Origin of the sequence: Dyadobacter sp. CY326, assembly GCF_021390515.1 — a bacterium.
In the GTDB taxonomy this organism is placed as follows: Bacteria; Bacteroidota; Bacteroidia; order Cytophagales; family Spirosomataceae; genus Dyadobacter.
The window spans coordinates 387,988-413,418 of the sequence record NZ_JAJUXI010000002.1; the positions used below are offsets into that span (position 1 = coordinate 387,988).

The window sequence follows — 25,431 nt, forward strand, 5'->3', positions numbered from 1 at the left end:
CGACCGAACACCTTCCCCACAATCGGCAATTGACAAAAAACCTAGCTGTTGTTGCCCAACCATTCTTTAAGCGGGACAAATTTGTCCGTCGCAATTTCGTTGGCCAGTGCAATCCGGGATGCCGCGTCCGGGCCCATATAAGTGTAAGTTTCAAAATAGCCGAACATTTCAGCCAGTTCGTCTGCTCCTTCAAAGAATGTGGCAAACAAATCAGCTGGCACCTGCGTGAAAGTGAGCGCTTTGCCATTCGCTTTGAATGCCTCAATGATGTCATTAAAACTGTTCAATTCAGTTGCCAGCGCAAGATAATCACCATGTCCAGCTTTTTCCGGATGCAGAAATGCCCCTGCCACGATTTTGCCAAAGTCATTGATATCTGACATGTGAATCACTTTTTTATCCGGGTCAATAGGCAATGCCCATCCTGTCGAGCCATCTTGCATTGGCTGAGGAGCAATCATCCCGGTCAGATTTTGATAATAGAATGGTGGCTGCACAAATGTTACATATTCGAATCCTGCGCTTTTTACCAGCTCGTCCACTTTGGCCTTGCCAGTAAAATGGGGAACTTCATAGTCTGCACCGCTTATCACTTCAACGTCCGGCAGCGTGGACCAAACAAAATGTTTTACGCCTGCCGCTTTGGCGGCTTCAATGGCATTTTTGCCTTGTGCAAGTTCATCCGCGCCTTCCCAAAAGTTCGTCACCACAAAAACGCCATACGCGTCTTTGAATGCTTCCTTCAACGATTCGGGATTCCCTAAATCAGCAAAAACTGCTTCATGCGCATCGCCAACATACTTTGCGGGATCGCGCGTCACAGCCCTAACATGGAATGAACCTTCATTTATCAGGGCATTTACAACACCCTTACCTTGCGAGCCTGTGGCTCCAATCACTACTATCGTCTTGTTCATATGATCTTTTGTAAAAATTTAATGCACAAATATCCGGTGACCGCTGCGCTGAAATTGTTGATTAATCATAAAAATAACCGTTGATAAATATCAACGGTTTCCTGTTCCAAAAGCTTTATCGCATAGCCTGTTTTCTGATTCTGCTAAGTGTTTCCTTGGTTATTCCCAAAAATGATGCGATCAAATGCTGCGGAAATCGTTCGATGAATTGCGGGTGATTTTCAGCAAATTCCTCGTAACGTTTTTCCGCTGCGTTGCTGATCGTAGAATTCAGTCTGCGTTGCGAAGCAATGAAATTTCTTTCATCCATTACTCGGGTTGTTTGCCCAAACGCCGGGATTTTTTCCATCAGTTCCAGCATTTCTGCCCTTGTGACGACGAGCAGATCGGTGTCTTCCCATGCGTCAATGTTGTATCTCGAGGGCGTGTGCATGGTTGCACTTTCTCGGTCGCTTGCCCACCAATTTTCAATAAACAGGTTCACAATATGCTCCACGCCTTTGTCGTCGACACTGTATTGCCGCATTGCTCCCTTTACAATAAAGCCAGCCTGTTTTCCAATATCGCCTTCCTGCAAAAAATACTGCTTTTTCCGTAATCGCTTAGGCTGAAAAGTAGCTTCAATCAACGCCTTATGCTCCGCCGTAAGCGGCAATGTCGCATGTTGATGAATATATGTAAAAAGCGCTTCGTGCATTGAATAGGGGCTTTGAAACGAAATAGGGATAGTAAGGTTTGCTTCCGATTTTAATGGCAGTTAAGAAGGAAATTTACGGAGTTTTGATGGCAAACTACAATCCAGCAATTACAAAATCCCCCTAATTCGTAAATTCATCGTGATGGGATTCGAGGAATGCTGGTTTGTTCTGGCATATGTTCCATGCGGTTTTTAGTGCGATGGGCTCGTAGACTTGGGTGGTTTTGAAAATGTTGTCGATGCCGACGTCCAGTGACTTGCCTGGATTAGTGAAAGATCCGTGAACGTGGCCGTAAAACAGCGGGACGTTGTGGTGCGATTGGTGCCAGATCGCAATTGGATAATGGCAGCAGACAAACTTCAATGACTCAACCTGATAAAACCCGATTTGAACAAATTCCGTGAACAAACCGCCCCTAACGTGCTCTTTTCCAATGTTGTGATCGTGATTTCCCTGCATCAGGATTACATTTTTGCAGTTTAGCCGCTGTCTGAAATTCCAGATATTTTCTTTGCCGCCAAAAGACCAGTCGCCGCAGTGGATCAGCAGATCTTTTTCCCCCACCATTGCATTGATTCCGTTCACAATGGCGGCGTTCATGGCATCCGTATTTGTAAAATTCCTGCAAGCTTCGTTGTGCGGACTTCCCCAGGTTGTGTCGCCGGCGCAGATATTTTTATGTCCAAAATGTGTGTCCGACGTCAGAAAAACCTGGCTGACGTCAAAAGGTAATTTTTTAAACGCTATCATATGTTGAATGTTCGGCGGCATAAATGCATTCCGCCTCTAATTGTAAAATTTAACGAAAGCGGCTCTCAATAAATATGCCGCAATTGAAAACTACGGTTAAGCCCTCGTAAGTTCAAAATAAAAGTTGCTCCCCATCCCGATCTCGCTAGTAACGCCTATTGCGCCACCTTGCGCTTCGATGAATTCTTTGCTGATGGCCAGCCCAAGTCCGGTGCCCGTTTTGGCACTGCCGGGCACTTGAAAATAACGGTCAAAAATCTTGCTGCGATATCGGCTGTCAATGCCTTTTCCTTCGTCGCGCACGGAAAATTTGACGCCATAATCATTGTTTTGAAGCGCGATGAACATTTTGCCTTCCTGCTGCGAATAGCGGATTGCATTTGTTAAAAAGTTGATCAGCACCCAGGCCGTTTTTTCCAGATCCGCCTTCACGTCGGGCAAATCGTGATCGTTTTGCACAGTCAGGTCAATGCCTTTTTGCTCCAAAGGAAGCTTTACGGCGTCGAGCGCGTATTGTAAAATGGCATACGGACTGCTTGGCTGAATGTTCAATTGAATGTTTCCGGTTTCGACTTGCGACATGTTCAGCAGCTCTCCGGTAATTTTGAGCAGGCGGTCACTGTCTTCCCTAATGCCTTCCATAAGTTGTTGCTGCTCCGGATTCAAGGCACCAATCCGTTGATTTTCCAGGAGTTGCAGACTCATCTTAATGGAGGATATCGGCGTTTTCAGCTCGTGGGAAACGGTTGCAATAAAATTAGTTTTCGCAAAATCAAGCTCTTTAAACGGAGTGATATTTTTCAACAAAATAACCTGACCAATGTATTTCTTAACCCGCTCGCCGGTCGGGACAATGGTGATATCGACAACCTCTTTTTCAAAATAGCTTTCCTTATCATTGGCGTAAATTTTCAGTGCAGGCGACGTAAACGGACTAATGCCTTGCTCTTCCCGAATCAAAGCGCGAATCAGGTCGTTATGCACCGCGAGTTCAACTGCCGATTTGCCTAGAATGTCGCTGAGCGCCATCCCCGTAATGCGGACAGCCTCGTCATTCGCAAAAAGAATGTGTTTGTTTTCATCCAATCCAATGACCGGTTCATGCATGTTGTTGATCAGTGCCTCGGTCCGTTTTTTCTCCATCAGAATTTTGGAAAGATTGCTGCTGTCGTATTCTTCCAGCTTTTCTGCCATGGTGTTGAAAGAGCTCGCCAATTCGCCAAATTCATTTTTTCCCGAAAAGTGAAGGCGTTGCGAATAATTTTTCGCAGCAATTCCCTTAATGCTCTCGGTCAGCTCGCGAATGGGATTGCCAATGTTCGAGGGAAGATTTACGAGCAATGTCAGTGCAATGAGAATGCAAAAAGTGCCTGTTAGCGCAATGCCAATGATGGCCGACCGAACCGAATTCACTGCCACATCGCTCTTATTTTGAATGGCCCGCATGTTGATTTGCGTCAAATCGGCGAGATCTTTGCGGATCATTCCAGGCAGTTTGCTGTCTTGCGGATCGGCTTTTAATAGTTCATAATGATCTGCCACACGCTGCGTCGCCTGTGCTTCCCCTTTCTCCGTAACATTGCCTTTTTGTTTAATTAAATTTTGCTCAAATATCTTCCTGGCTGCCGAATCGACATTGAGTCCGTCGACTGCGAGGAGCATTTGTTGTGCATAATCCAGTGTGTTGTAATTATCGGCAAGAATGTTTTTTGTGTCTTCTTTCAGGATGTAGACGTGCCTGGCCGCTATGAGTGCCAATGTCAGGATCATCAAAAACAGGAGCCCGAGCCCGAGTCTCAGTTTTGTCTTTATTTTCATTAAATCAAGGGTTGCTTGCTGGTCAGCGCAAAATGAGAAGGCCAATGTCGGAAGATATGCGCTTTGTCCACACAAAATGCTCATTCTCTTTTGATTTTGCCAAAAAAAAACCCTGACAGCTTTGGCTATCAGGGGCATGCGCAATATTCGTTCTTAACCTCTTATTGCCAACCTGGGTTTTGAACAAGCAACTTATTGTTATCTATTTCCGATTGCGGGATCGGATAAAGTCTGTGCTTCTCGGCGGCATTGTTTTTCCCAACTCTCTGTTCATTGGCCACGAAGGTTGATTTTCCTGATGCATCTTTTTGACGGATCAGGTCAAACCAGCGCTGATATTCATAGGTCAGTTCGAGGCGACGATCCAGGTAAACCGAATCGCGGAACTGGTCTTTGGTCAGACCGGCAGTTAGATTTGGCAGACCAGCACGCGTTCTAACGCGGTTTAAGGATTTGTAAGCCTTCGCCGTAGGTCCGTTTGCCTCGTTTTCAGCCTCGGCATGGATGAGCAGCAGCTCAGCATACCGGATAATCGGCACATTCGTTGCAGCCTGATTGGTTACAGCGGAAGAAGCCGGATCAAGCCATTTGTTCCAGAATGGCGTAGAATCGCCTGCAATGGTTGTATTGGTGATTGCAAGCCCGTATTTTTTACCGTTTGCAGGGCTTGTAAAACTTCTCACAAATGTGACGTCACGTCGCTTATCACCAGGTTTGAAAAGTTTGTAAATACTGAAAAACTTATCCGTACCCACCGTGTAAAACCGCACCATATGCGCATAGTTTCCAGTCAACCCGGGCACGCCTGATAAGATCGCACGAGGATATTCGGCATTTCCCTGGTTTAGCGAGTTCGACTTGAACTGTGCAGAAAAGATGTGTTCCTTATTATTTTTGAATGCAGGCAAAAACACTTCGGCGTAATTGGTTACAAGGTCATAGTTGTACGTTCCAGTTCCGCCATCAGCAGGTGATAATGCTTCCTCCGCTTTGGCCACGGCATCCTTATAGTGCGCCACAATGTTCAGTGGCTGCGAAGCTTTTGTCAAATAAACCTTTGCAAGCAGGGATTTTGCAGCCCCGGCAGTTGCGCGTCCAACATTTGGCGAAGTATATGTCGCAGGAAGTGCGGCAGCAGCTTCGGTAAGGTCTTTCTCGATCAATGCGTAAACTTCGGTTGAAGGGGATTTGGCCACCTCGTAACTTGCCGCCTCCACGGACTTGTTGTATTCGGTAATCAATGGTACATCACCATACAAGCGCACCAGATTGAAATAATAAAGCGCACGTAAAAACTTGGTCTCTCCGATCAGCCTTGTCTTTAATGCGGCGTCAAATTCGATCGTAGGCACTTTTTCCAAAGCAACATTCGCCTTTTTGATTGCGGCATAATGCTGTTGCCATATCTCGTAAATCCGCAGGTTACTGGACGAATGCGCCAGCACCGAAAGCGACCGCACGTCGGCATTCGTAGCACCCGGACCTGGATCCTCGTCGTCGCCGGCCATGTTCATCCCCGTGTTAAACAGCGTGTTATAGGGTGTCTGAATGTTGCTTCCACCTGAGTTCAGGAAAAAGTAAACTGCATTTACTGCATTGACCGCATCAGCTTGCGTTTTGTAATACTGATCTTCTGAAAGGAACGATTCAGGCTCTTCTTTCAGGAATTCCTCGCAGGAAGTGAAGCCCAGGGCCAACATTGCGAGCAGGATATATTTCGAATTTCTCATTGTTCTGTTTTGATAATGCTATTTTGGATGGCAGTTCCTGACTGCGCTTAGAATGAAAGTGACAATCCAACCTGATACGATTTGTTGTTCGGATAAACCCCAGAGTCAACACCCTTATTGATCAGCGACTGACCATTTAAGCTCACTTCCGGATCATATCCCGTGTATTTGGTCCAGGTAACCGCATTTTGTGCGGAAACATAAATCCTCAGATTTTCAATGTTGACTTTCGACAGCAATGATTTAGGCAGATTGTAGCCAAGTGACAGGTTTTTAAGACGATAGTAAGTTGCATCCTCGATAAACCGGTCGGAATTAGTGATTGCCGGGTCCTGGAATGCTGCTTTCACGTCAGTATCTGTGTTAGTTGGCGTCCAGCGGTCAAGCATTACCGTCGACGCGTTCACATATCCTGTTCCGAGTTCAAGGTTTGCGCGGTTCTGGTTATACAGTTTTCCACCGATCGAAGCCTGGAAAAACACGGTCAGATCAAATCCTTTGTAGCCAAATGTGTTGGTGATCCCGCCTGTAAATCCTGGCTGGTTGGCAATTACAATGCGGTCGCCGGTTTGGGTAATCACACCATCACCGTTCAAATCCTTGTATTTCTGTCCACCCGGGCTTTTGTTCTGCTGGGGTGTCAAAGGAGAATCGCCCTGCTGAATGACGCCGTCGGCCTGGTAAACGATGAATGATCCCAGCGGGTAGCCCACTCTCGCGATGGACGGGTTACTGATGTTTGGGATGATCTGGTTGACTCCGTCACCAAGGCTCAGGATCTTGTTTGTATTTTTTGCAAAAATAAAAATCGTGTTCCATTTAAAAGCGCCGGTTGTGTTCTGCGAATTGACATAAAGCTCGATTCCCTGATTGCTCACCTCACCGATGTTCTGATAGATGGTGGAGGCTTGTCCATTGTAAAAATCCGAAAGACCCGAGGAACCTGCAACCGTTCTGGTAAGCAGCAGATCGCTGGTTTTTTTATGGTAATAATCGAAAATAATGCTCAGACGGTTTTTGAAAAGACCGAGATCAAATCCTGCATCCACCTGGAATGTTTTTTCCCAGCCAAGGTTCGGGTTTGGAACTGTATTAGGTGCATAACCGGAAACAGTTGTGTTTGAGAAGTTATAACGGAAATAAGCCAGCTGTGAAAGCGACTGATAAGGCGGAATGCTCTGGTTACCCGTTGTTCCGGCGCTTACACGCAGTTTCAGCAAGCTGATTTTTTTGAATTGCTGCAGGAATTTTTCACTGCTCACATTCCAGCCGAATGCTGCGGATGGAAAATAACCCCATTTGTTACCCTCTCCGAAACGCGACGAACCGTCGGCACGAAGGGTGAAAGTCACCAGATAGCGATCGTCATAGGCATAGTTGATACGACCCAGATAGGATGCAAGTGACCATTCACTGGCCGCTGAGCGGGGTGCAATGCTGGTGATCCCCGTGGAAAGGTTGTTATAAGAAAAGGCATCCGTAGCAAATCCCGCAGCTTCGGCAATCGCGCTTTTGGATTTCGACGTTTGCGCTGTAAATCCTACAACTGCATTTACACGGTTCTTTTCATTAAATTCTTTATCGTAGCTCAATGTGTTTTCATTCAGCCAGTTGGTTGTCGAAACCGTGCCGACGATTGCATTACCGCTAAGCGCCTGTCCTTCTGCGGTCGTGCTAGGCAGATATCGGTTCTGCTTGTTGCCTACAACGTCTGCTCCGATGAGCACTTTCGCTTTCAAACCGTCCGCGATGGTATATTCACCCGCAACGTTTCCGAGAAAACGGTTTGTGATTGTTTCGTTAAGCTGATTGTAAAGCGAGTTGATCGGGTTTTGCAGCGCCGATTCGAATGGGCTGTTGATTACGAATGAACCGTTATCCTGATAAATAGGCAATGCAGGGGGCGTTTGAAGCAAGTTTCCAACGATTGCAGAAGGCGCTACATTGGCTTTAATATTACTGGCATTCAAGCTGGCGAGGATGCGGAAGCGGTCGTTATACTGGTGGTCTACATTAACCCGCGCTGACAACCTTCTAAAATCTGTGTTTTGCAAGATCCCGTTTTGCTTGAAATAGTTACCCGAAACTGCAAGCTTTGTTTTATCTGATCCGGAAAGGATTGATAGGTTATGGCTTTGCATGGACGCTTTTCTGAAAGCTGCATCCTGCCAGTCGGTTCCTGCGCCGGTTGTATCCAGTGAATAGCCCGTAACATTCGGAATTGAGGCCGTTTTGCCAGAGTTGGCGGCAGCGTCTTTCCGCAATGCCCACCATTGCGCTCCATTCAGAAGCGGAAGCGTCCGGATAACCTCTTGCGTTCCGTAAAATGCGTCGTAGTTGATGGAAGACTTGTTTTTAGAGCCGGTTTTAGTTGTAATAATAACCACACCATTTGCGCCCCGTGAACCATAGATCGCCGTAGCGGATGCATCTTTTAATACATCAATGTTTTCAATGTCGGCCGTATTCAGCGTCGACAATGGGTTGATTTTCGAACCTTCCGTCACGCCCGCATCGGCGAGTGAGTAGTCGTTGTTGATCGGGAAACCGTCGATTACGTACAATGGATCACTTCCTGCTGTGATGGAGTTGTTACCGCGGATCTGCACGCTGACGCCACCACCCGGCTGACCGGAAGTCTGCGTTACCACCGCACCGGCCACCGAACCCTGAAGAAGGCGTTCAACCGAAGCCACTGGCTGGCTTTTGATCTCGATAGGAACCGAGGCCACCGAGCCGGTAATGTCTTTACGTTTTTGTTCACCATAACCGATCACCACCAGTTCGTCGAGCAGGTTCGCTGTTTTCAGGGAAATTTCCACTGCTTCGGCCGTCAGCTCATAAATCTCGATTTCCTGAGTCTGGTAACCGGTCATATTGATCTGCAATGTGAACGGGAATTCTTTTGCTGGTGCAATGCTGAACTTGCCGTCCAGGTCTGTTGTGACAGCCCGTGATGTTCCTTTTTCATTAATGGTGGCGCCAGGCAATCCCTGTCCGGTTTCATCCTTCACAACTCCGCTAATCAACTCTTGCGCTTGTACAAAAGTTGAAGTGAAGACCAGGGCGCCAAGTAAAAAAACGAGGCGTAAATTTTTAATAATCATTTTCTGGGGTGTAAAATTGTTAATAAATATTGGGTTGAATTTTAGTTCCTTAAATGGCATAGCTCTCCAGTGGCGCATACATTTGACTGTATACGCACGGTAAAAACCAGATCTTTTAGCTTTGAAATTTAGCTGGCCGCCTTGGCTTCGAGCAGAGGCTCTGTGGTGAGCGGATGCACCGGAACTTCGTCTCCTACCATGGGTCCGTCGGCGGCAAGTTCGCTTCCCTCCTTTTTGGATTTGAAAATCGGCCAGAGCAACTGTGCATACCATTCCTCTTCCTTATAATGCTTGATACCGAAAGAAGTTGGATATCTGCGTGTGATGATGCCAGTTCCGAAAATGATATCCCAAAGGAAAAACATGTTTCCAAAATTGCCTTTGTAATGCCCTACACCATCATCGGTTGTGTCCGCATGGTGCGCATAATGGGTTGCAGGCGTAGAAATGAACCTTTCCAGAACCCAGGCAATCGGGTTAAGCACTCGGATTTGGTAAAATGGCTTGTCCCAGGGAATGCTTGAATGTGCTCCTGTAACGATCAGCGATTTGACAACTTTAACAAACAATGCTGCATAACCCAAGCCCATATAGGTAAGTGCGACGGTCAGGTAAGTTTGTGAAAAGAAGACGGTGTAAATGAAATTTTGTCTGCCGGCCATCGCCATGCCCATATACGGAGCGCTGTGGTGCGTGCGGTGAAAGCGCCATAACCAGGGCACCTGGTGATGCAGGCGGTGATACCAATATTGCGTCAGGTCGTCTGCAACAGCAATGATGGCAAATGCCCACCAGAACGGAATCCATGCGAAGCTATCTTTTAGACCAGGTAGCCATTGAGGCAAAAATTGCAAGCTGTAATAAGCTACAACAGGCGGAATGATGATTTTGGGAATGACAAAACAAGCAATGTCGAGTATACGCTCGTTTTTTGTCCATTTGGTTTCGTAAAGTCCGGCAATGAATTCGATGACGCCGATCGCCAGAATAATTACCGGCAAGCCCCACGAGCTCAGATTATTAAAAATCGCTTCAATAAAACCGGGCGCTTTGAAAGGCAGACCATTGCTGATGGCCCAGGGTTTATGATCAGTAAAATAAAAAGTCGCGAACATCAGCGCAATGGGCGCCAGATACAGCAGAATACTGAGAAAAGCATCGCGCCATATCCGCTGCGCAACATTTTGTTCAATTTTCATAATACAATGGTTAAGTAGAGTTACGGATTATTTGAGAAGACTTTGGGCTAGCCAGATTCCTCCGGCGATCAATGCAAATGGAACCACCGTCAGGAGAATGCCGACAGCAATTTTTTTTGCCAATAGAACCACATCAGAAAACGTCATAGCAATGCATGGTTATTAATAGAAACTTCAATAGAAATATCTTGATTGGAATTCGGGAAAGATAGGATTCGGCGCAATGCAGCCACGCATCAGCCTTATGGAATCAACAGCAACAACACAACCGAGCTGTTGTCGAATTGGAAGAAGAACCTCGTGAATAGTACCACCGTAATGCCATAGCTGACAAATTTTAAATTTAGAGCGAAAATCAAACTGAACTTGGACGACGAATGTTCGGGTGGATCAAACATAAGTCTACTTATCTTATAGACAAAGTAAATCTATTATTTATTATGAAGCAAGCCGAAACAAAATTTTTCTAGAAATGTGTTTTTTTAACTCAAAAAAATGCAACTGATGTCTCCGGCAGTTTACCTCAAAACCGGTCCAGCTGAAAGGGCAATTTGCGGATGCGCTTGCCGGTGAGATCAAATATTGCGTTACAATGAGTGCAGCTTCCATAGGATAATCGGGAAAAGCTTTCCGTCCAAAACCGCCGCCAAGAAATGTCATGTTAACTTTCACATGCTCGATGGGGATTTTCAGCCACTCGCTCAGGTCCGCTTGTATCCAGTTCGCCTCCTGGATCGGCCCCCAGATTTCAACACGATCCACTTTCACATCTGCAATGCAATTAAGCGGTTCCATGCAGCTGTGCGACTGATATGGCAGCTCGTAAATGGCTTCTATCTGGCTGGATGTGTTTTTTAAAGCTGTTTCAAAGACGTCCGATGGCAAAGGTTTCGTAAGATCTTCCTGCATTCTTGCATAAATCTGCTCCGAACTCAGGTGCTCAAAACCCTCATCGTCCCAGGTCACTTGCAGCAACTTTCTTGCCTTCATTGCAGACCATAGCGAATCCGCAACAATGGCCACACCTTCATAAGTAACCGAGCTTTTTTCCTGTTTTGACATGGATAACCTGTCCGTTCTCTGCGCGGCATTCCGTTGCTGCGACATTCCATTGGAGAGCAGCGGCGGCGACGAGCATTTCTCTTGCGGAGGCGCCCATGCGCAACAATTCTTCATACCAGCCACGAATAGAAAAACTGCCTTCCTGTGGTTGCGGGCCGTATTTTTTGGGATTGGCAGCGGCAGAGGGGATTATTACATGGTCCATGCTCACTTCCAGCTCCTCAGCGATGATCTGCAGGATCGCCTGCCAGGTCCCCTGCCCCATTTCGGAGCGGTGATTGTAGATGGTGACTTTTCCTGCGGCGTCAATGGAAATCCATGCCAGGAGCTCGGTGCCCGTGTTTTCAACATCATTAAGCCGCACGACATTGCCCGAATCTTTGGCTAACGCAGGCCAGCAGCAACCGATTGTGAGCGCAATCCCGGACAGGCCGACCTGCTGCAAAAAGGCCCTTCTTGAAAAATCTTGTTCATTTTCCATGGCGCTGAATGTTATGCTGGAAACGCTAGATCACTCCTTTGCCGGAAGTGTCCTTTTTCCAAAGCCGGTTGTTTACCACTTTTTCCAAAACCTCTGCCTGGTAATTGCGGCTGATCGGAATGCGAAAACTGCCGATGGCGATGTCATTGTTCTCGATGGATTCTATTTTGGAAACGGAGACGATGTAGGATTTGTGAACGCGGATAAAAGCGTTGTTATCAAGCTTTTCTTCAATGTTTTTCAAATACAAAAGCGTGATGAACTTGCCTTTCAATGTTTGGATAATGACATAATTCTGCATGGCCTGAACATACAAAATGTCGCTGAAATGTATTTTCTCGTATTTGTAATCGCATTTAATAAAGAAATAACCCGGCTCTGCACTTGCGGTTTTGGCCAAAATTCCTGCACGCAGTTCGTAATATTCTCTGGATTTGGTGGCTGCTTTGAAAAAGCGTGAGAATGTGATGGGTTTGACCAGATAATCGAGCACATCGAGTTGAAAACCTTCGAGCGCGTAACTGGGATATGCTGTTGTAATAATGACCATATAAGGTGTTTTGGCCATTTTCAGGAACTCAATGCCATTGATGACCGGCATTTCAATGTCGAGGAAAAGCAGGTCAATGTTGTGTTTGCTCAAAATGCGGGTCAGGTCCACAGGGTTGCTGCCGGTGCCGACCAGTTCCATAAAATCGATTTGCCCGATGTGATTGGCAATGCCTTCTCTGGCCAGCGGTTCGTCGTCGATAATGGCGCATTTAATCATAATCTTGCATTTAGTTGATTAGGGCTTGCGCTGCATGTTCATCCAGCGCAGCCATTTCCATCGTTTTTCTTTCTGTCAATGTGAGTTTGAGCATCACCTGAAAGCTGGTTTCATTCCGCGCAATGTCCAATGCATATTTGTCTGGATAAAGCAAATCCAGCCTGCGGCGCACGTTTTTCAGGCCTATCCCGCTGTGGCGGATGAATTCGGAGGAAGAATTAGCGGACGCAGAAGTGCTGTTTGCAATGTTGGCACAAAGCTCCAATCCGTTCAATGTGACATGGATATGGATCCAATTGGATTCCAGCCTGTCGCGCGAGACGTGCTTGAATGCGTTTTCTACAAATGGGGTCAAAATAAATGGCGCTATGCCCAGATCGCCCGTCTGCGTCAGTTCAGTTTCCGTTTTGATTTTCACATTTCCGTGGTCCTGACGCAGTTTTTGAAGCTCAATAAAATTTTCAAGATAACCCATTTCCTGCCGCAGTGGAATCTGGTGCTCGTTGCATTCATACAATTGATAACGTAGAATGTCGGAGAATTTCGCCAGCGACTCGGATGCTAGGTTTGGATCTTTATCAATGAGGACAAAAATTGAATTGATTGTGTTGAACAAAAAATGCGGGTTGAATTGTGATTTCAAAAATTTTAGCTCGGTTTCCAGTTTTTCCTTTTCCAATGCATGCTTTTCGGTTTCCAGCGCCTGCTCCCGCCGCCTGGACTGGACCCAGTTTTTGGTCAGCTTCACGCTCATGGCGAGCATCATGCTGGTAACAGTGGAGGGAAATGTATTGGCCCGAAAAAAATGCTCATATCTGGCTGGCTCAATCTCGTAGAGCTCATAAAACGTTTTGACCGAAAGCCAGGCGCTCACATAATAACCCGGCACGATCAGTACGGCGGTTGCAACAATGGTGAACATTAAAAATCCAATATAAAGCGCATAACGCCCTTTTTCCAAAAACCTGGGAATGAGAAAATACAGGTTGAAATAAACCCCGGCAGCCTGTAAGACGACGTAAAAGCAATATTTGATCGAGTAAGCGGAGGAAAGAATATTGTGTGCTGCATCCCATGGACTGCCGATTGCAAAAGTCCACCATAGATAATGATACACAAACCAAAATGGAATGTGGTAAATCCTGAATTTAAAAAACCAGTCAAAATTGGAAGATATCGTTTTCAACTTGGTCACGTTTAGCCTTGATTTATAGCGCTTTCCGTAAGAAGGGCGGCAATTAAATTTAGGAAAAATTCACCCTATTTTTTACCAATAAAATATAAGCGGTCCTAAAAACTTGACGAAGTGAAAAGACGGCAACCCGTGTGCTAATTATTTTGCTTGATTAAAAATGAAGTGTAACCTTACTATATGCTTAAATTGCGGGCACCAAGTTTGACATTAAACCATTAACCAAAAAAACAATGACCAAAAGTGTTTTGCTAATGCTGGCCGGGGCTACTTTGACTTTCGCATCCTGCCAAAATAAAAAATCAGAAAGTTCGGAGGCTGCTAAGACTGACAGCACTTCGGCGCCTGTTGAAACGCAAAAGGCCAACACGGCTTACAAGCCTTCATTTGAGGGACAAACCAGAATCGGAAGTGTCAAATCCACGACTCCATATGAAGGCAAAGTGTTGTTTAGCGACCTGAAAAACCCGTGGGGCATCACTTCACTTCCGGATGGCCGCCTGATCATCACCGAAAAAGCTGGAACCATGCGCATTGCCACCACTGCAGGTGTTGTAAGCGCGCCGATAACGGGCATTCCTGCTGTAAATTCAGAGGGGCAGGGAGGCTTGCTCGGCGTCCGCGTTGATCCTGAATTTGAGAAAAACAGGATGGTTTACTGGGTGTTTTCGGAACACCTTCCGGCTGGCAACCTGACCGCTGTGGCAAAAGGAAAACTTTCGGCAGACGAAAAGAAAATTGAAGGTGCAAAAGTCATTTATCGCGCAACTCCTGCTTATAACGGCACATTGCATTACGGCGGACGCATTCTTTTTGACAAAAATGCTGACCTGGTTATCAGCACGGGCGAACGCTCGGACACGGTTACACGGCCGCAGGCCCAACACCTGAATTCGAGTCTTGGCAAAGTGATCCGGATTACGAAAGAAGGCAAGCCGGTTGCTGGGAATCCATTTGAAGGGAAAGATGGCGCAAAACCTGAATTGTATTCTTATGGTCACCGCAATGTGCAGGGACTTGCTTTTCACCCGGTTACAAATGATTTGTGGGAAGTTGAGTTTGGCCCGAGAGGCGGCGATGAGCTTAACCGCATTGAAGCTGGCAAAAATTACGGCTGGCCAACCATTACTTACGGCATTGAATATGACGGCAGAAAAATCGGCGATTCTATTCAGCAGAAAGCCGGAATGGAGCAACCCGTTTACTATTGGGATCCAGTGGTTTCGCCAAGCGGCATCACATTTTACAGCAGCGACAGCATCCCTGAATGGAAAAACAACCTTTTTATCGGCGGTCTCAGCAGCATGCACATTGCCAGACTTGTGATTGAAGACAATAAAGTCGTTGGCGAAGAGCGCCTGCTAGCCAAGGAAGGCCAGCGCTTCCGCGACGTTACCCAAGGCAAAGACGGCGCCTTATACGCAGTCACCGACCAGGGAAGGCTGTATCGGATTTACAAGAAATGATAGATTTGACATAGACTTCGTAGCTAACTTGGGATCAGGCAATGTGTGCCTGGTCCCAAGTTTTTTTAGTGCCCAATTGAGAATTCACGCCTCGCAATTTACGCGCGCCGGTTTCACATCTTATTTGGCTCCTGTTTTGTCAAGAAACGAATCCTAACCAATGTTCCTTTGCCCCGTTCGCTTTCAATATCCATCGAAGCTTTCATTTGTTCACAAAGTTTTTTGACGATAAATAATCCAAGTCCTTCGCTTTCTTTAAAATATGTTTTGGCCGTGGGTTGCGGGGCTGGGGGTTCCTGCATGAGCTTTGCCTGCTGGTGGCTCGTGGTGGTGTGAATGGGGGGCTTTAACTGTGCTGCGAGCAAAGCGCTTGGGCTGCCGGGCGTAAATCCTGCACCTGTATCCTGAACGCTTAATGTCCAGCGAAGCGGGTTTTCTTGCGCCCAGGTGACATAAATGCTGCCTGATCTGGTGTATTTCAATGCATTTTGAATCAGGTTGATGAGAATTCGCTGCACCTTGATACGGTCACTTGTTATGATGAATTCGTCGGGGCCATTTCCTTCCAGCATCAGCGCATTGCGACGTGCCATTGGCTGCGCACTTGACAGCGTGTCTTTGATCAGCCCGGCTACGTCAAACTCCTGAATATCCAGTTCATCTTGCGCGGCCTCAACTTTGGCATAGTCCGTCAGCTGCAAAAGCATCTCCCGCAAGGAAAACAAATTTCTGTTGAGCATTTCCATCAGCTCCGTGCGCTCGTTATCGTCACGGGGCATTTCGAGCATCTGCGAAGCGACCATTAAAACGCTGAATGATGCACGCAGGTCGTGGGAGCTTTCGCGCAGATGTTCACCACGTTGTTTACCCAGTTGTTGGAGCTGATCCAAAGCGAATTCCAGGCTTTGCACACGTTCGGCGGCATTATTTTGAAGCAACTGGTGATAATAGAAAATGCTGCCCCTGATTACCTCGGAATAAAGCTTGAAAACCTGCTGCTGGACAATAAGGAATGCACTTGCATCCGAGCCAGCCGCGCTGTTGTAGAATTTATCAATCTCTTCGAGAATGGTTGCAAACAAATGTTCAATCTCAACGGTTAATTCGGGAAGCGCATAACCAGCTTGCCAGCGGTGCAATCCGTGTTCACCGGCAACCGTGACAGGATCAAGAGACACTTCCTGCCCCCTTAGCCTTTGCAGCAAAATTGCCATCAAAACGGGAACCTGATCATTGAATTCTTCACGCGTAAACACACTTTTACTGTTCATTATTTCGTCCGACTCGCACCGGATTCGCCAGTTTACCAATATTGTTTCCAGTCGCGCGTCGAGATACTGCGTAATTTTATCCGTTTCGTTTTGGGAATCAGATTTCATTGGTGTCATACAAATTTGAGTTGTTCAGCGACGGAACGGTTACTATTTCTGTTCCAGCAGATTATCGGCATAATTTTTATACGCTGCATTGCCGTCTGAACGTACAACTTTTGAGCATATGGAAAAGAAAAACCACACGGATGCGGTTCCCGAAAATCATCAGGGAGATTCTCTGGATATTGAAAGCGTCAAAGATTTTGCCTCTATTGATGATGCTGTTGCCCTTTTCGACAAAGGAAAACAGCGGCTTTTAAATGTAAACGAATGGCAACACGTGGCCGGTGAGGCGCTTGCGCACTTTACACTCACGGACCCGTCTGGTGCGCCTGTTGGTGGTCAGGCGCAGGAAGGCTTGCTCATTAAGATCGACATTCCCGGACCTGGCACCGAAGAAGCTGACGGTTTCGACTGGGTGGTCATTGAACGCATTGAATCAGAGAAGAATGGTCATATTGAAAGCGTTGCAGTGCGGGTAAGGCCTACGGCAGCGCCGGGCTCTGAGACCAACGAAACGGCTCATTTTTACTCGCAACAATCGACAAGCACGTTTACGATCAGTCGTGATCACTTAAAAGTTACGGCGGGAGTTTATGACCGCAACCTCGAAGCCAACCAGGATTCGACGAAGCTTTGGGACAAAGTGCGCAATGCGATCATTGGTTTTGCAGGCAAAAAGGGAGTTTCAGCGGGGCAGTGGAAAGCATTCACGAATGGACTTCTGGAAGCTTGACAGAGTCGTTGGTATGGTTTTTACTGTTTGGATGGCAACATTAGGAATAACTATCAAAATGGGAAAAACAACAAACTATGAAACCTGGCTGTCCGCCGTGACGCTGGACGCCGAAGAGGATGTATATGATTTATACAATTCAGTGAGCAACTTCGAGGGCTCGGGCAAATTTTACACCTCCAAAGAAGTTACCAACGACGGATATCAATATTTAGTAAAAGCAGAAGGAAATGCGGACGATTTATTTCTGGAATCGGATGAGGCGAAGTTTGCTTTCCTTAAACATCTGGCTAGCAACCACACCGACGCGGAAGATGGCGATATCCAGAAATGGTATAAAATGAAAACAGAGCTCGGCAGAACGGATTAAAAGTTTTGACCAAAAAGCCTTTAAAAGTGCTACATTTATACAATTAGCCCGGTTATAGCACATCGACACATAGCTAAACGCAGGCAATATGAACAAAAACGGCGCAGTAGTAATTATTGAAGACGATCTAGATGATCAATTTCTCCTCGAAGAAGTTTTTAAGTCGCTTCCTTACACCAATGAAAGACTGTATTTCTCCGACGGCGAAGCAGCATTAGATTATCTTCACACAACGCCCAAGCTCCCTTTCCTGATTTTGTCTGACATAAATATGCCGCGGCTGGACGGATTTGAACTGAGACAAAAATTGCATACGGATGCAGAACTTAATTTGAAATGCATTCCCTATCTGTTCTTTTCAACGGCCATCAACCAGGAAATGGTGATTAATGCATATAGCATGTCAGCACAAGGATTTTTTATTAAACAGAGCAGTTTCAGTGAATTGCACAAAACCGTCCAGATCATTATGGACTATTGGGGTCGGTGCGCAGCGCCTAACAATTTTTAGCGTTTTCAAAATCATTTTACAATTGATACAAAAGCTGCCCGAAAAGGCAGCTTTTTTTGTTGCAACTTAGTTGCACACTCTTTACATTTGCAACCAAGTTGCATAAGCTATTTTAAACTACATTCAGAAACCTATGAAAAGGAAACATTTGGCATTGGGTCTATTATTGGGCATGACCGCTCTTTTTGTTCAATGTAAAGACTCCGGCGAAGACCTGGAACCCGATGATGAAAATGAACTGATCACATCCGTTACGCTGACATTCAAAGAAGCGGGCACGGGGACGGTTACTTCATTTAGTTTCAAGGACGCTGATGGAGATGGCGGCAATGCAGCAACAAGATTTGACACCGTTGCGCTCAAAGCAAACACAGCATACACATTGACCGTGCAGCTTCTGGATGAAAGCAAAACGCCTGTTGAAGACATCACAGATGAAGTCGCGGAGGAATCGGATGAGCATTTGCTCATTTACACGCCCTCGCCAGCCACCCTGCTCACATACACATATGGCGATAAGGATGTGAACAATTATCCCATTGGCCTTACTGGAACTGCCAAGGCCGGTGCGGCGGGCATAGGAAAGTTAAAAGTGCAGCTTCGCCACCAACCCGGCGCAAAAAACGGCACCCCTACGCCGGGAAGCGACGATGTGGCGCTGGATTTTAATTTGAAAGTTCAGTAAATTATTGCGTCAATTTGAGATAACTCCCCCGGTTAAAACCGGGGGGAATGTTTTATTTTGGTTCAAAAAGCTTGATTGTGTAATCGAGCAATGCCAGGTTTCCTGACTTTCCATGACCGGGAATCACAAACTGCGTGTCGGGATATTTCTGCTTTAATTTGGTCACTGTTGCAGACCAATCATTCACATTGGCATCTTCCAAATTGCCTTTCGACGCATCCACTGCCTTGATCAGGCAACCGCCAAACAGCACCTTATCCGCTGGAAAATAGCCTACGACATTGTCTCTCGTATGGCCTTCGCCAAAGAACTCCACAATCACCGGCTTATCGCCCACTTTCAGGTTGAGCTTGTTATCAAAACCGTTCTGTGGGATTTGGTAATTCTTTAATTTGGCTGCATTAATCGTCCTGTTTTCGGCATAGGAAGGGATTCCACGGTTGTGAAACTCTTTCAAACCGCCCAGACAATCTGCATGAAAATGCGTGGGCACAATAGCGATAACCTTGCATTGCAGACTATCCCGGACCCAATTCAATAAAGCCGCCGAAGAGGAATCATCCGCCGGCGTGTCGAATATAATGGCTTCATTTTTGTCAAAAACGATCATTCCGTTGCAGTCGACTTTCCCGTAAGTCTCCGTTTGTAAATAAGTCGTGTGCTGGTAAACATTTTCCTTCACCTTTTTCAGGATCAGGCCACTGGATGTAAAACTTTTGTCGGCGATTTTGGCCGATTTGCAGCCGAAAATGAATAAAGCAAAGCAAATGAACAGGAGTGATCGCATTGTTGCGTTTTGATAAAATTGTTGTGAAAAAGGTTTTGAGAGAAAGAGTCGACAATTTATGTGTTTTTGGTCAATTGCCCTTAACCGTTATTGCGCTGATCACTTGTCCGCAGCCGCACGAAAATCGTCCGATTTCGAACAAAATAAAAACATAAATTATTCATAATCAATATCTTATAACATTGGCATGAATGTTGCGACAGCGTCTGCAACGCAATTTACAACTCCCTGTCCATGCTAAAAAATTACATTAAACTCGCCCTTCGCAATCTGGTTAAGGATAAATTTTACAGCCTGATCAACATTCTCGGGCTCACCATCGGTGTAACATGCGGCATGCTGTTGCTGCTTTACGTGACCGACGAACTGAGTTATGATCATTACCACACAAAAGCTGATCGGATTTACCGCATTGTGTCGGACATTCGCGAGCCAGATAAGATTAATAAATGGGTGAGCACGCAGCCTCCGCTCGCAAAGACGCTCAAACAGGATTATCCGTTTGTGGAGAGTTACGTGCGGTTTTTTGGCAATGGAAGAGTGATGTTTCGGCAAGGGGAAAAGCGTTTTTACGAGGAAGACATTTACTCCGCCGACTCAACTGTTTTTGATATTTTCACCTATAAATTCATTGCGGGAGATCCGAAAATTGCATTGGACGAACCCAACAGCATCGTGCTCACCGAGAAAGTTGCTACAAGATTTTTCGGTCCAAGCAGCGCATTAGGCCAGATCCTCCGCACTGACGACACGACTTCCTACAAAGTAACCGGCGTCATCGAAGACGTTCCCAAGAACTCGCATTTTACATTCAATGCGCTGACATCGCTCGACCGAAACCAGCGCCAGGCAGACGGCTGGGGTGGTTTTTACATCAGCAGTTATCTGCTGCTCAAAGAGAATGCAGACATTAAGAAGCTGGAAGCCGGTTTTCCGCAGCTTTATGACAAATATATGGCCAGCATTTTCAAGCGCATGGGCATTCACATTAATTACAAATTGCAGCCGTTGACAAGCATTCACCTTTATTCCAAAATGGAAGGCGAATCCAACGGGGACATTGGTTATGTGTACACATTCAGCGCAGTTGCATTTTTTATGTTGCTGATTGCCAGCATTAATTACATGAACTTGTCAACCGCCCAATCTGCAAAGCGAGCCAAAGAAGTTGGTTTACGGAAAGTCATGGGATCGTTGAAAGGTGCATTAATTGCACAATTTTTGACAGAATCTGTGCTGATTACATTGATTTCCTTGGCGAGCAGTTTGTTCTTGGTTGCGGCGCTTTTATCATTTTTTAACACCGTTTCGGGCAAAGAAATCGGTTACATGCAGTTGCTTAGTCCGCAGTTTCTCCTCATCGGACTTTCGATTGTGGTGTTTACGGGCCTTGTGAGCGGCAGTTATCCGGCTTTCTATTTGTCTGCCTTTGAGCCGGCAGAAGTTTTAAAAGGCTCATTCAAAGCAAAGGGAAACAGTTTTTTCAGAAAAGCATTGGTCGTTGCACAATTCTCAATTTCGCTGGTCATGCTCATTTGCACGTGGATCGTTTACCAGCAGCTCAACTACATGCGTGACAAGGACATGGGATACGACCGCGATCAGGTTTTGACCATTGCCTATCAGGGCGATCAGCCCAAGGACAAATACAATGCGCTGCGTAAAATGCTGATTGATAATCCAAACATTCAAAGCGTTGCGTCCGCATCCTCGCCCGTCAGCAACATTGGCGGCCGCGTCATTTTCACGGTTGAATCCAGCACGGGAATGAAAGAAATGGCTTTTCGCCCGACTGCGGTGGACCATGATTATGTCAAAACAATGGGCATGAAGCTCATGCAGGGCCGTGACTTTTCTCTGGACTTTCCGGCCGACACGTCAAATGGTGTTTTAATCAATGAAGCCGTTGCCAAGCGCATGAACTGGAAGGAACCGATCGGTAAGAAAATCATGCTGGGGACTGTTCCTCAAAACGGAGAAAGTCCACCGCCAACTGCTCAGGTTGTGGGCGTTATCAGGGATTTTCACCAGCAATCGCTTTACAATCCAATCGAGCCGTTGATAATGATGTATCGCCAGAGCAATCCGGTCTTGCATGTTAAGATCAAAACAAAAAACACGGCTCAAACCCTTGCATTCATTGGCCAGAAATGGTCGGAAATCTATCCCGACCGCCTTTTTGAATATCGCTTCCTCGATCAGGATTTTGAATCAGCTTATCACGCTGATGAGCTGCGTGGACAAATTTTTACGGCTTTTTCTACATTGACCATTCTCATTGCATGCCTTGGCTTATTCGGGCTCGCAACTTTCACAACCGAGCAGCGTGTGAAAGAAATCGGCGTGCGAAAAGTGCTCGGCGGTTCCGTTTCGAGCGTTGTGTTACTGCTTTCCAAAGATTTCACCCGCCTCGTCCTTTTCTCCTTTCCCATCGCAATCCCCATTGCCTGGTATTCCATGCATCGCTGGCTCGAAAGCTTCCCTTACAAAACAGGCATCCAACCGTGGGTCTTCATCGCTTCCTGCACATTAACCCTTGTAATTTGCTGGTTAACTGTCATTTATCAATCTCTTAAAGCGGCATTGGCCAACCCGGTAACATCATTAAGATCAGAATAGCGTTGTTTGGGACAATCGAGCTAAGATTGATAATGGCAGTTTTGTATTATAAAGTTGCCCATGTCGATTCAAACTATTCCAATGCATTAAGGCTGCATTGTCCAAATTGGTAGCGTGCTATAAAGCGAATCGTGTTCAATTCGTTGGTGAATAGATTTTGACTATTGAAATATAGAATTAATCGATTGTGATTATACGTTTCAATAATATAACTTCGCCAGTCTGCAATGATACTTTTTGCAGATAAGTTTTGAACAATTACATAACCTCAAACATATGGACGACGGATCAAATGACATCAGCAAGTGCCCGGTGTTTAACGGAACTTTGAAACAGAGTGTTGCCGGCGACGGCACCAGAAACCGCGACTGGTGGCCTAACCAGTTGAAGCTTAGCATTCTGCGCCAGCATTCATCGAAATCCAACCCGCTCGGTGACGATTTCAATTATGCAGAAGCATTCAAAAGCCTTGACCTGGAAGCTGTGAAGCAAGACCTTCACGCGCTGATGACAGATTCACAAGACTGGTGGCCGGCCGATTTTGGCCATTACGGTCCTCTATTTATTCGCATGGCGTGGCATAGCGCAGGCACTTACCGCGTATTTGATGGTCGCGGCGGTGGCGGTTCGGGACAGCAGCGTTTTGCTCCATTGAACAGCTGGCCTGATAATGTGAGCCTTGATAAGGCGCGCAGATTGCTCTGGCCGATCAAACAAAAATATGGCCGTAACATTTCTTGGGCTGATTTACTAATTCTTACGGGTAATGTTGCATTGGAATCAATGGGCTTTAAAACCTTTGGCTTTGCAGGCGGACGTGCGGATGTGTGGGAACCGGATGAAGACGTTTACTGGGGTTCGGAAACGACCTGGTTAGGCAATGATCACCGCTATGCAGACGGCTCGGCGGGCGTGGCAGACAATGGTGTTTTGGTGTCTGATGAAAATGCTGATGGCAACATGCACCAGTCGCGTAATTTGGAAAAACCACTTGCAGCGGCGCATATGGGCCTTATTTATGTAAATCCAGAAGGACCAGACGGCAATCCGGATCCAATTGCTGCGGCACGGGACATCCGCGACACATTTGGCCGCATGGCAATGAATGATGAAGAAACCGTCGCGCTCATTGCGGGCGGACATAGTTTTGGAAAAACGCACGGCGCTGCTCCTTCTGAGCACGTGGGCAAAGAGCCGGAAGCTGCTGATTTGGAATTGCAAGGCTTTGGGTGGAACAACAGTTTCGGTTCCGGCAACGGCGCTGACACGATTACAAGCGGTCTTGAAGTGACGTGGACAACCACGCCAACACAATGGAGTAACAACTTCTTCGAAAACTTGCTTGGGTTTGAATGGGAATTAACAAAAAGTCCGGGCGGCGCCCACCAATGGGTTGCCACAAATGCAGGGAGCATTATTCCTGACGCATATGACGATTCGAAAAAGCATGCGCCAACAATGCTGACCACGGATTTGGCATTGCGATTTGACCCGGCTTATGAAAAAATATCAAGACATTTTCTGGAAAATCCGGATGCATTTGCAGATGCTTTTGCACGCGCCTGGTTTAAGTTAACGCACCGTGATATGGGTCCGCGCGCGCGCTATCTGGGTCCAGATGTGCCGGAAGAGATTTTGATTTGGCAAGATCCAATTCCAGCAGTTGATCACGCATTGATCGACGAAAGTGACATTGCAACCTTGAAAGCGAAGGTTTTGGAATCGGGACTAAGCGTTTCCGAACTTGTTTCTACGGCCTGGGCTTCCGCAAGCACTTTCCGCGGCTCGGACAAACGTGGCGGCGCGAACGGTGCACGCATTCGGTTGGCTCCGCAGAAAAATTGGCAAGTTAATAATCCGGTTCAGCTGCATAAGGTGTTGAACACATTGGAAAGCATTCAACAGGAATTCAACGGTGCTCAGTTAACGGGCAAAAAAGTTTCTCTGGCGGATTTGATAGTTCTGGCCGGTGGCGCAGGCGTTGAAAAAGCTGCGAAAGATGCAGGACATTTTATCTCGGTTCCTTTTACTCCGGGTCGCATGGACGCTTCTCAGGAAGAGACTGACATTGAATCTGTTGCTTATCTTGAACCGATTGCTGACGGTTTCCGCAATTATCGCAATGTGAAACCTTCCGTTTCTACGGAGGCACTATTAATCGACAAAGCACAATTGCTGACATTGACCGGTCCTGAGCTTACCGTGCTTGTGGGTGGTTTGCGTGTCTTGAATGCCAATTTTGATGGTTCAAAACACGGTGTGTTTACATTGTATCCAGGCAAACTTAACAACGAATTCTTTGTGAACTTGCTGGATATGAACACAGCATGGAAAGCAATGTCCGAAGATCGGGAATTGTTCCTAGGAAGCGACCGAGGCACTGGTCAGCCTAAATGGACTGCCACGCGTGCTGACCTTGTTTTCGGTTCAAATGCAGAATTAAGAGCGTTAGCAGAAGTTTACGCCAGCGCCGATGCACAGCAAAAGTTTGTAACTGACTTTGTTGCAGCATGGAATAAAGTGATGAATCTTGATCGGTTTGATCTAGTTTAATTGCACATTTTAATTAAAAAGGGCCGTCTCAGAGATCTGGGGCGGCCCTTTTGTTATGTAAGCTTTCTTCAAAATCATTATGGAGCAGGATTGAAGAATGTCCCCGGACGACTCACACAAAACGATTTCCCGACAATATCCGCTCGTCAAGGCTCGGCAGATCATAAAGCGACTGCCACAGCGCATTAAATCCGGTGATGTTGAGCAAAGGATCAGGATTAATAATGCTTTCCTCGCCTATTTCGTCCATAGGAAGCTGCATTAACCGGTAAAATCCATTGGGGTTAAAAACGGCGATGATCATGTCCGTCCCGGGCAGCACTTCGTAATTCAGCATCTTCCTGATCGGGCCTATTGCAGACACGCGACCAATTTGCAAGCCGTTGAAACCCAGATCTGCAAACGAAACACGAATAGGAGCCCCAAAATTGAAGATCAGCATCATTTCGAGGTTCGGAGACAGATGCTGGATCTTCGCCTCAAAATCTGCCGGGGCTTTGACGCAGTAAAAATACTTGATCGCATCATAAGCCTTGTCCGTGACATTAATGTGGGTTTCCAACGGTCTGGGCTGCATTGTTTTAGTTGCTGTTTCCAGCAAGCACCGG

21 protein-coding genes are annotated in these 25,431 nt (G+C 46.4%); 7 read left to right on the forward strand and 14 right to left on the reverse strand.

The features are described from left to right. Positions 1–41: 41 nt before the first annotated feature. The 11 genes from LZG73_RS02225 to LZG73_RS02275 form a co-directional block, all read right to left on the reverse strand. Positions 42–917, reverse strand: a complete 876-nt coding sequence (locus LZG73_RS02225; RefSeq protein WP_233845865.1) for an NmrA/HSCARG family protein — start codon at positions 915–917, stop codon at positions 42–44. A 115-nt stretch (positions 918–1,032) separates the two neighbouring features. Next, complete coding sequence (locus LZG73_RS02230) at positions 1,033–1,614, reverse strand: Crp/Fnr family transcriptional regulator (RefSeq protein ID WP_233845866.1); 582 nt, start codon at positions 1,612–1,614, stop codon at positions 1,033–1,035. 121 nt (positions 1,615–1,735) lie between these two features. Beyond that, positions 1,736–2,365, reverse strand: coding sequence for a metallophosphoesterase (locus tag LZG73_RS02235; RefSeq protein ID WP_233845867.1), 630 nt, complete (start codon positions 2,363–2,365; stop codon positions 1,736–1,738). A gap of 96 nt (positions 2,366–2,461) precedes the next feature. Continuing rightward, positions 2,462–4,183 carry an ATP-binding protein gene (locus LZG73_RS02240; protein ID WP_233845868.1) on the reverse strand — a complete coding sequence of 574 codons (1,722 nt, stop codon included), beginning with the start codon at positions 4,181–4,183 and terminating at the stop codon, positions 2,462–2,464. A gap of 161 nt (positions 4,184–4,344) precedes the next feature. Further along, the gene (locus tag LZG73_RS02245; RefSeq protein WP_233845869.1) at positions 4,345–5,913 is read right to left on the reverse strand and encodes a RagB/SusD family nutrient uptake outer membrane protein; all 1,569 of its coding nucleotides are present in this window, start codon (positions 5,911–5,913) and stop codon (positions 4,345–4,347) included. Between the two features lie 47 nt (positions 5,914–5,960). Continuing rightward, complete coding sequence (locus LZG73_RS02250) at positions 5,961–9,020, reverse strand: TonB-dependent receptor (protein WP_233845870.1); 3,060 nt, start codon at positions 9,018–9,020, stop codon at positions 5,961–5,963. 128 nt (positions 9,021–9,148) lie between these two features. After that, entirely contained in the window at positions 9,149–10,219 is a 1,071-nt protein-coding gene (locus tag LZG73_RS02255) for a sterol desaturase family protein (protein ID WP_233845871.1), read from the reverse strand. A gap of 438 nt (positions 10,220–10,657) precedes the next feature. Then, positions 10,658–11,281, reverse strand: coding sequence for a molybdopterin cofactor-binding domain-containing protein (locus tag LZG73_RS02260; RefSeq protein ID WP_233845872.1), 624 nt, complete (start codon positions 11,279–11,281; stop codon positions 10,658–10,660). Then, positions 11,247–11,762, reverse strand: coding sequence for a molybdopterin cofactor-binding domain-containing protein (locus tag LZG73_RS02265; RefSeq protein ID WP_233845873.1), 516 nt, complete (start codon positions 11,760–11,762; stop codon positions 11,247–11,249). Before LZG73_RS02265 ends, LZG73_RS02260 begins: the two co-directional genes overlap by 35 nt. A 25-nt stretch (positions 11,763–11,787) precedes the next feature. Next, a complete protein-coding gene (locus tag LZG73_RS02270; protein ID WP_233845874.1) occupies positions 11,788–12,531 on the reverse strand; it encodes a LytTR family DNA-binding domain-containing protein in 744 nt (247 codons plus the stop codon). Between the two features lie 10 nt (positions 12,532–12,541). After that, positions 12,542–13,726: a sensor histidine kinase gene (locus LZG73_RS02275; RefSeq protein WP_409014300.1), complete on the reverse strand. Its 1,185-nt coding sequence runs from the start codon at positions 13,724–13,726 to the stop codon at positions 12,542–12,544. A 230-nt stretch (positions 13,727–13,956) separates the two neighbouring features. Between LZG73_RS02275 and LZG73_RS02280 the strand changes: the two genes are divergently transcribed. Continuing rightward, on the forward strand, positions 13,957–15,189 hold the full coding sequence (locus LZG73_RS02280) for a PQQ-dependent sugar dehydrogenase (RefSeq protein WP_233845876.1): 1,233 nt from the start codon (positions 13,957–13,959) through the stop codon (positions 15,187–15,189). A 113-nt stretch (positions 15,190–15,302) separates the two neighbouring features. Here LZG73_RS02280 and LZG73_RS02285 read toward each other — a convergent pair whose 3' ends face one another. Continuing rightward, positions 15,303–16,568 (reverse strand): HAMP domain-containing sensor histidine kinase, encoded by a 1,266-nt coding sequence (locus LZG73_RS02285; protein WP_233845877.1) that lies wholly within the window; start codon positions 16,566–16,568, stop codon positions 15,303–15,305. A 118-nt stretch (positions 16,569–16,686) separates the two neighbouring features. Here LZG73_RS02285 and LZG73_RS02290 point away from each other — a divergent pair, with 118 nt between their 5' ends. The 4 genes from LZG73_RS02290 to LZG73_RS02305 all read left to right on the forward strand — a co-directional run bounded on the left by LZG73_RS02290 (position 16,687) and on the right by LZG73_RS02305 (position 18,864). Next, positions 16,687–17,298: a hypothetical protein gene (locus LZG73_RS02290; protein ID WP_233845878.1), complete on the forward strand. Its 612-nt coding sequence runs from the start codon at positions 16,687–16,689 to the stop codon at positions 17,296–17,298. Between the two features lie 58 nt (positions 17,299–17,356). Next, complete coding sequence (locus tag LZG73_RS02295) at positions 17,357–17,668, forward strand: hypothetical protein (RefSeq protein WP_233845879.1); 312 nt, start codon at positions 17,357–17,359, stop codon at positions 17,666–17,668. 88 nt (positions 17,669–17,756) lie between these two features. Then, positions 17,757–18,179: a response regulator gene (locus LZG73_RS02300; RefSeq protein ID WP_233845880.1), complete on the forward strand. Its 423-nt coding sequence runs from the start codon at positions 17,757–17,759 to the stop codon at positions 18,177–18,179. Between the two features lie 133 nt (positions 18,180–18,312). Further along, positions 18,313–18,864, forward strand: a complete 552-nt coding sequence (locus tag LZG73_RS02305) for a hypothetical protein (protein ID WP_233845881.1) — start codon at positions 18,313–18,315, stop codon at positions 18,862–18,864. A gap of 52 nt (positions 18,865–18,916) precedes the next feature. On the opposite strand, the gene bla is transcribed toward LZG73_RS02305, so the two are convergent. Further along, positions 18,917–19,651: a subclass B1 metallo-beta-lactamase gene (bla, locus tag LZG73_RS02310; protein ID WP_233845882.1), complete on the reverse strand. Its 735-nt coding sequence runs from the start codon at positions 19,649–19,651 to the stop codon at positions 18,917–18,919. A gap of 234 nt (positions 19,652–19,885) precedes the next feature. Between bla and LZG73_RS02315 the strand changes: the two genes are divergently transcribed. Continuing rightward, positions 19,886–22,270 (forward strand): ABC transporter permease, encoded by a 2,385-nt coding sequence (locus LZG73_RS02315; RefSeq protein ID WP_233845883.1) that lies wholly within the window; start codon positions 19,886–19,888, stop codon positions 22,268–22,270. A 276-nt stretch (positions 22,271–22,546) separates the two neighbouring features. Next, on the forward strand, positions 22,547–24,823 hold the full coding sequence (gene katG / locus LZG73_RS02320; protein ID WP_233845884.1) for a catalase/peroxidase HPI: 2,277 nt from the start codon (positions 22,547–22,549) through the stop codon (positions 24,821–24,823). Between the two features lie 112 nt (positions 24,824–24,935). Here katG and LZG73_RS02325 read toward each other — a convergent pair whose 3' ends face one another. Further along, positions 24,936–25,400 (reverse strand): DUF6597 domain-containing transcriptional factor, encoded by a 465-nt coding sequence (locus tag LZG73_RS02325; RefSeq protein ID WP_233845885.1) that lies wholly within the window; start codon positions 25,398–25,400, stop codon positions 24,936–24,938. Between the last annotated feature and the right edge of the window lie 31 nt (positions 25,401–25,431).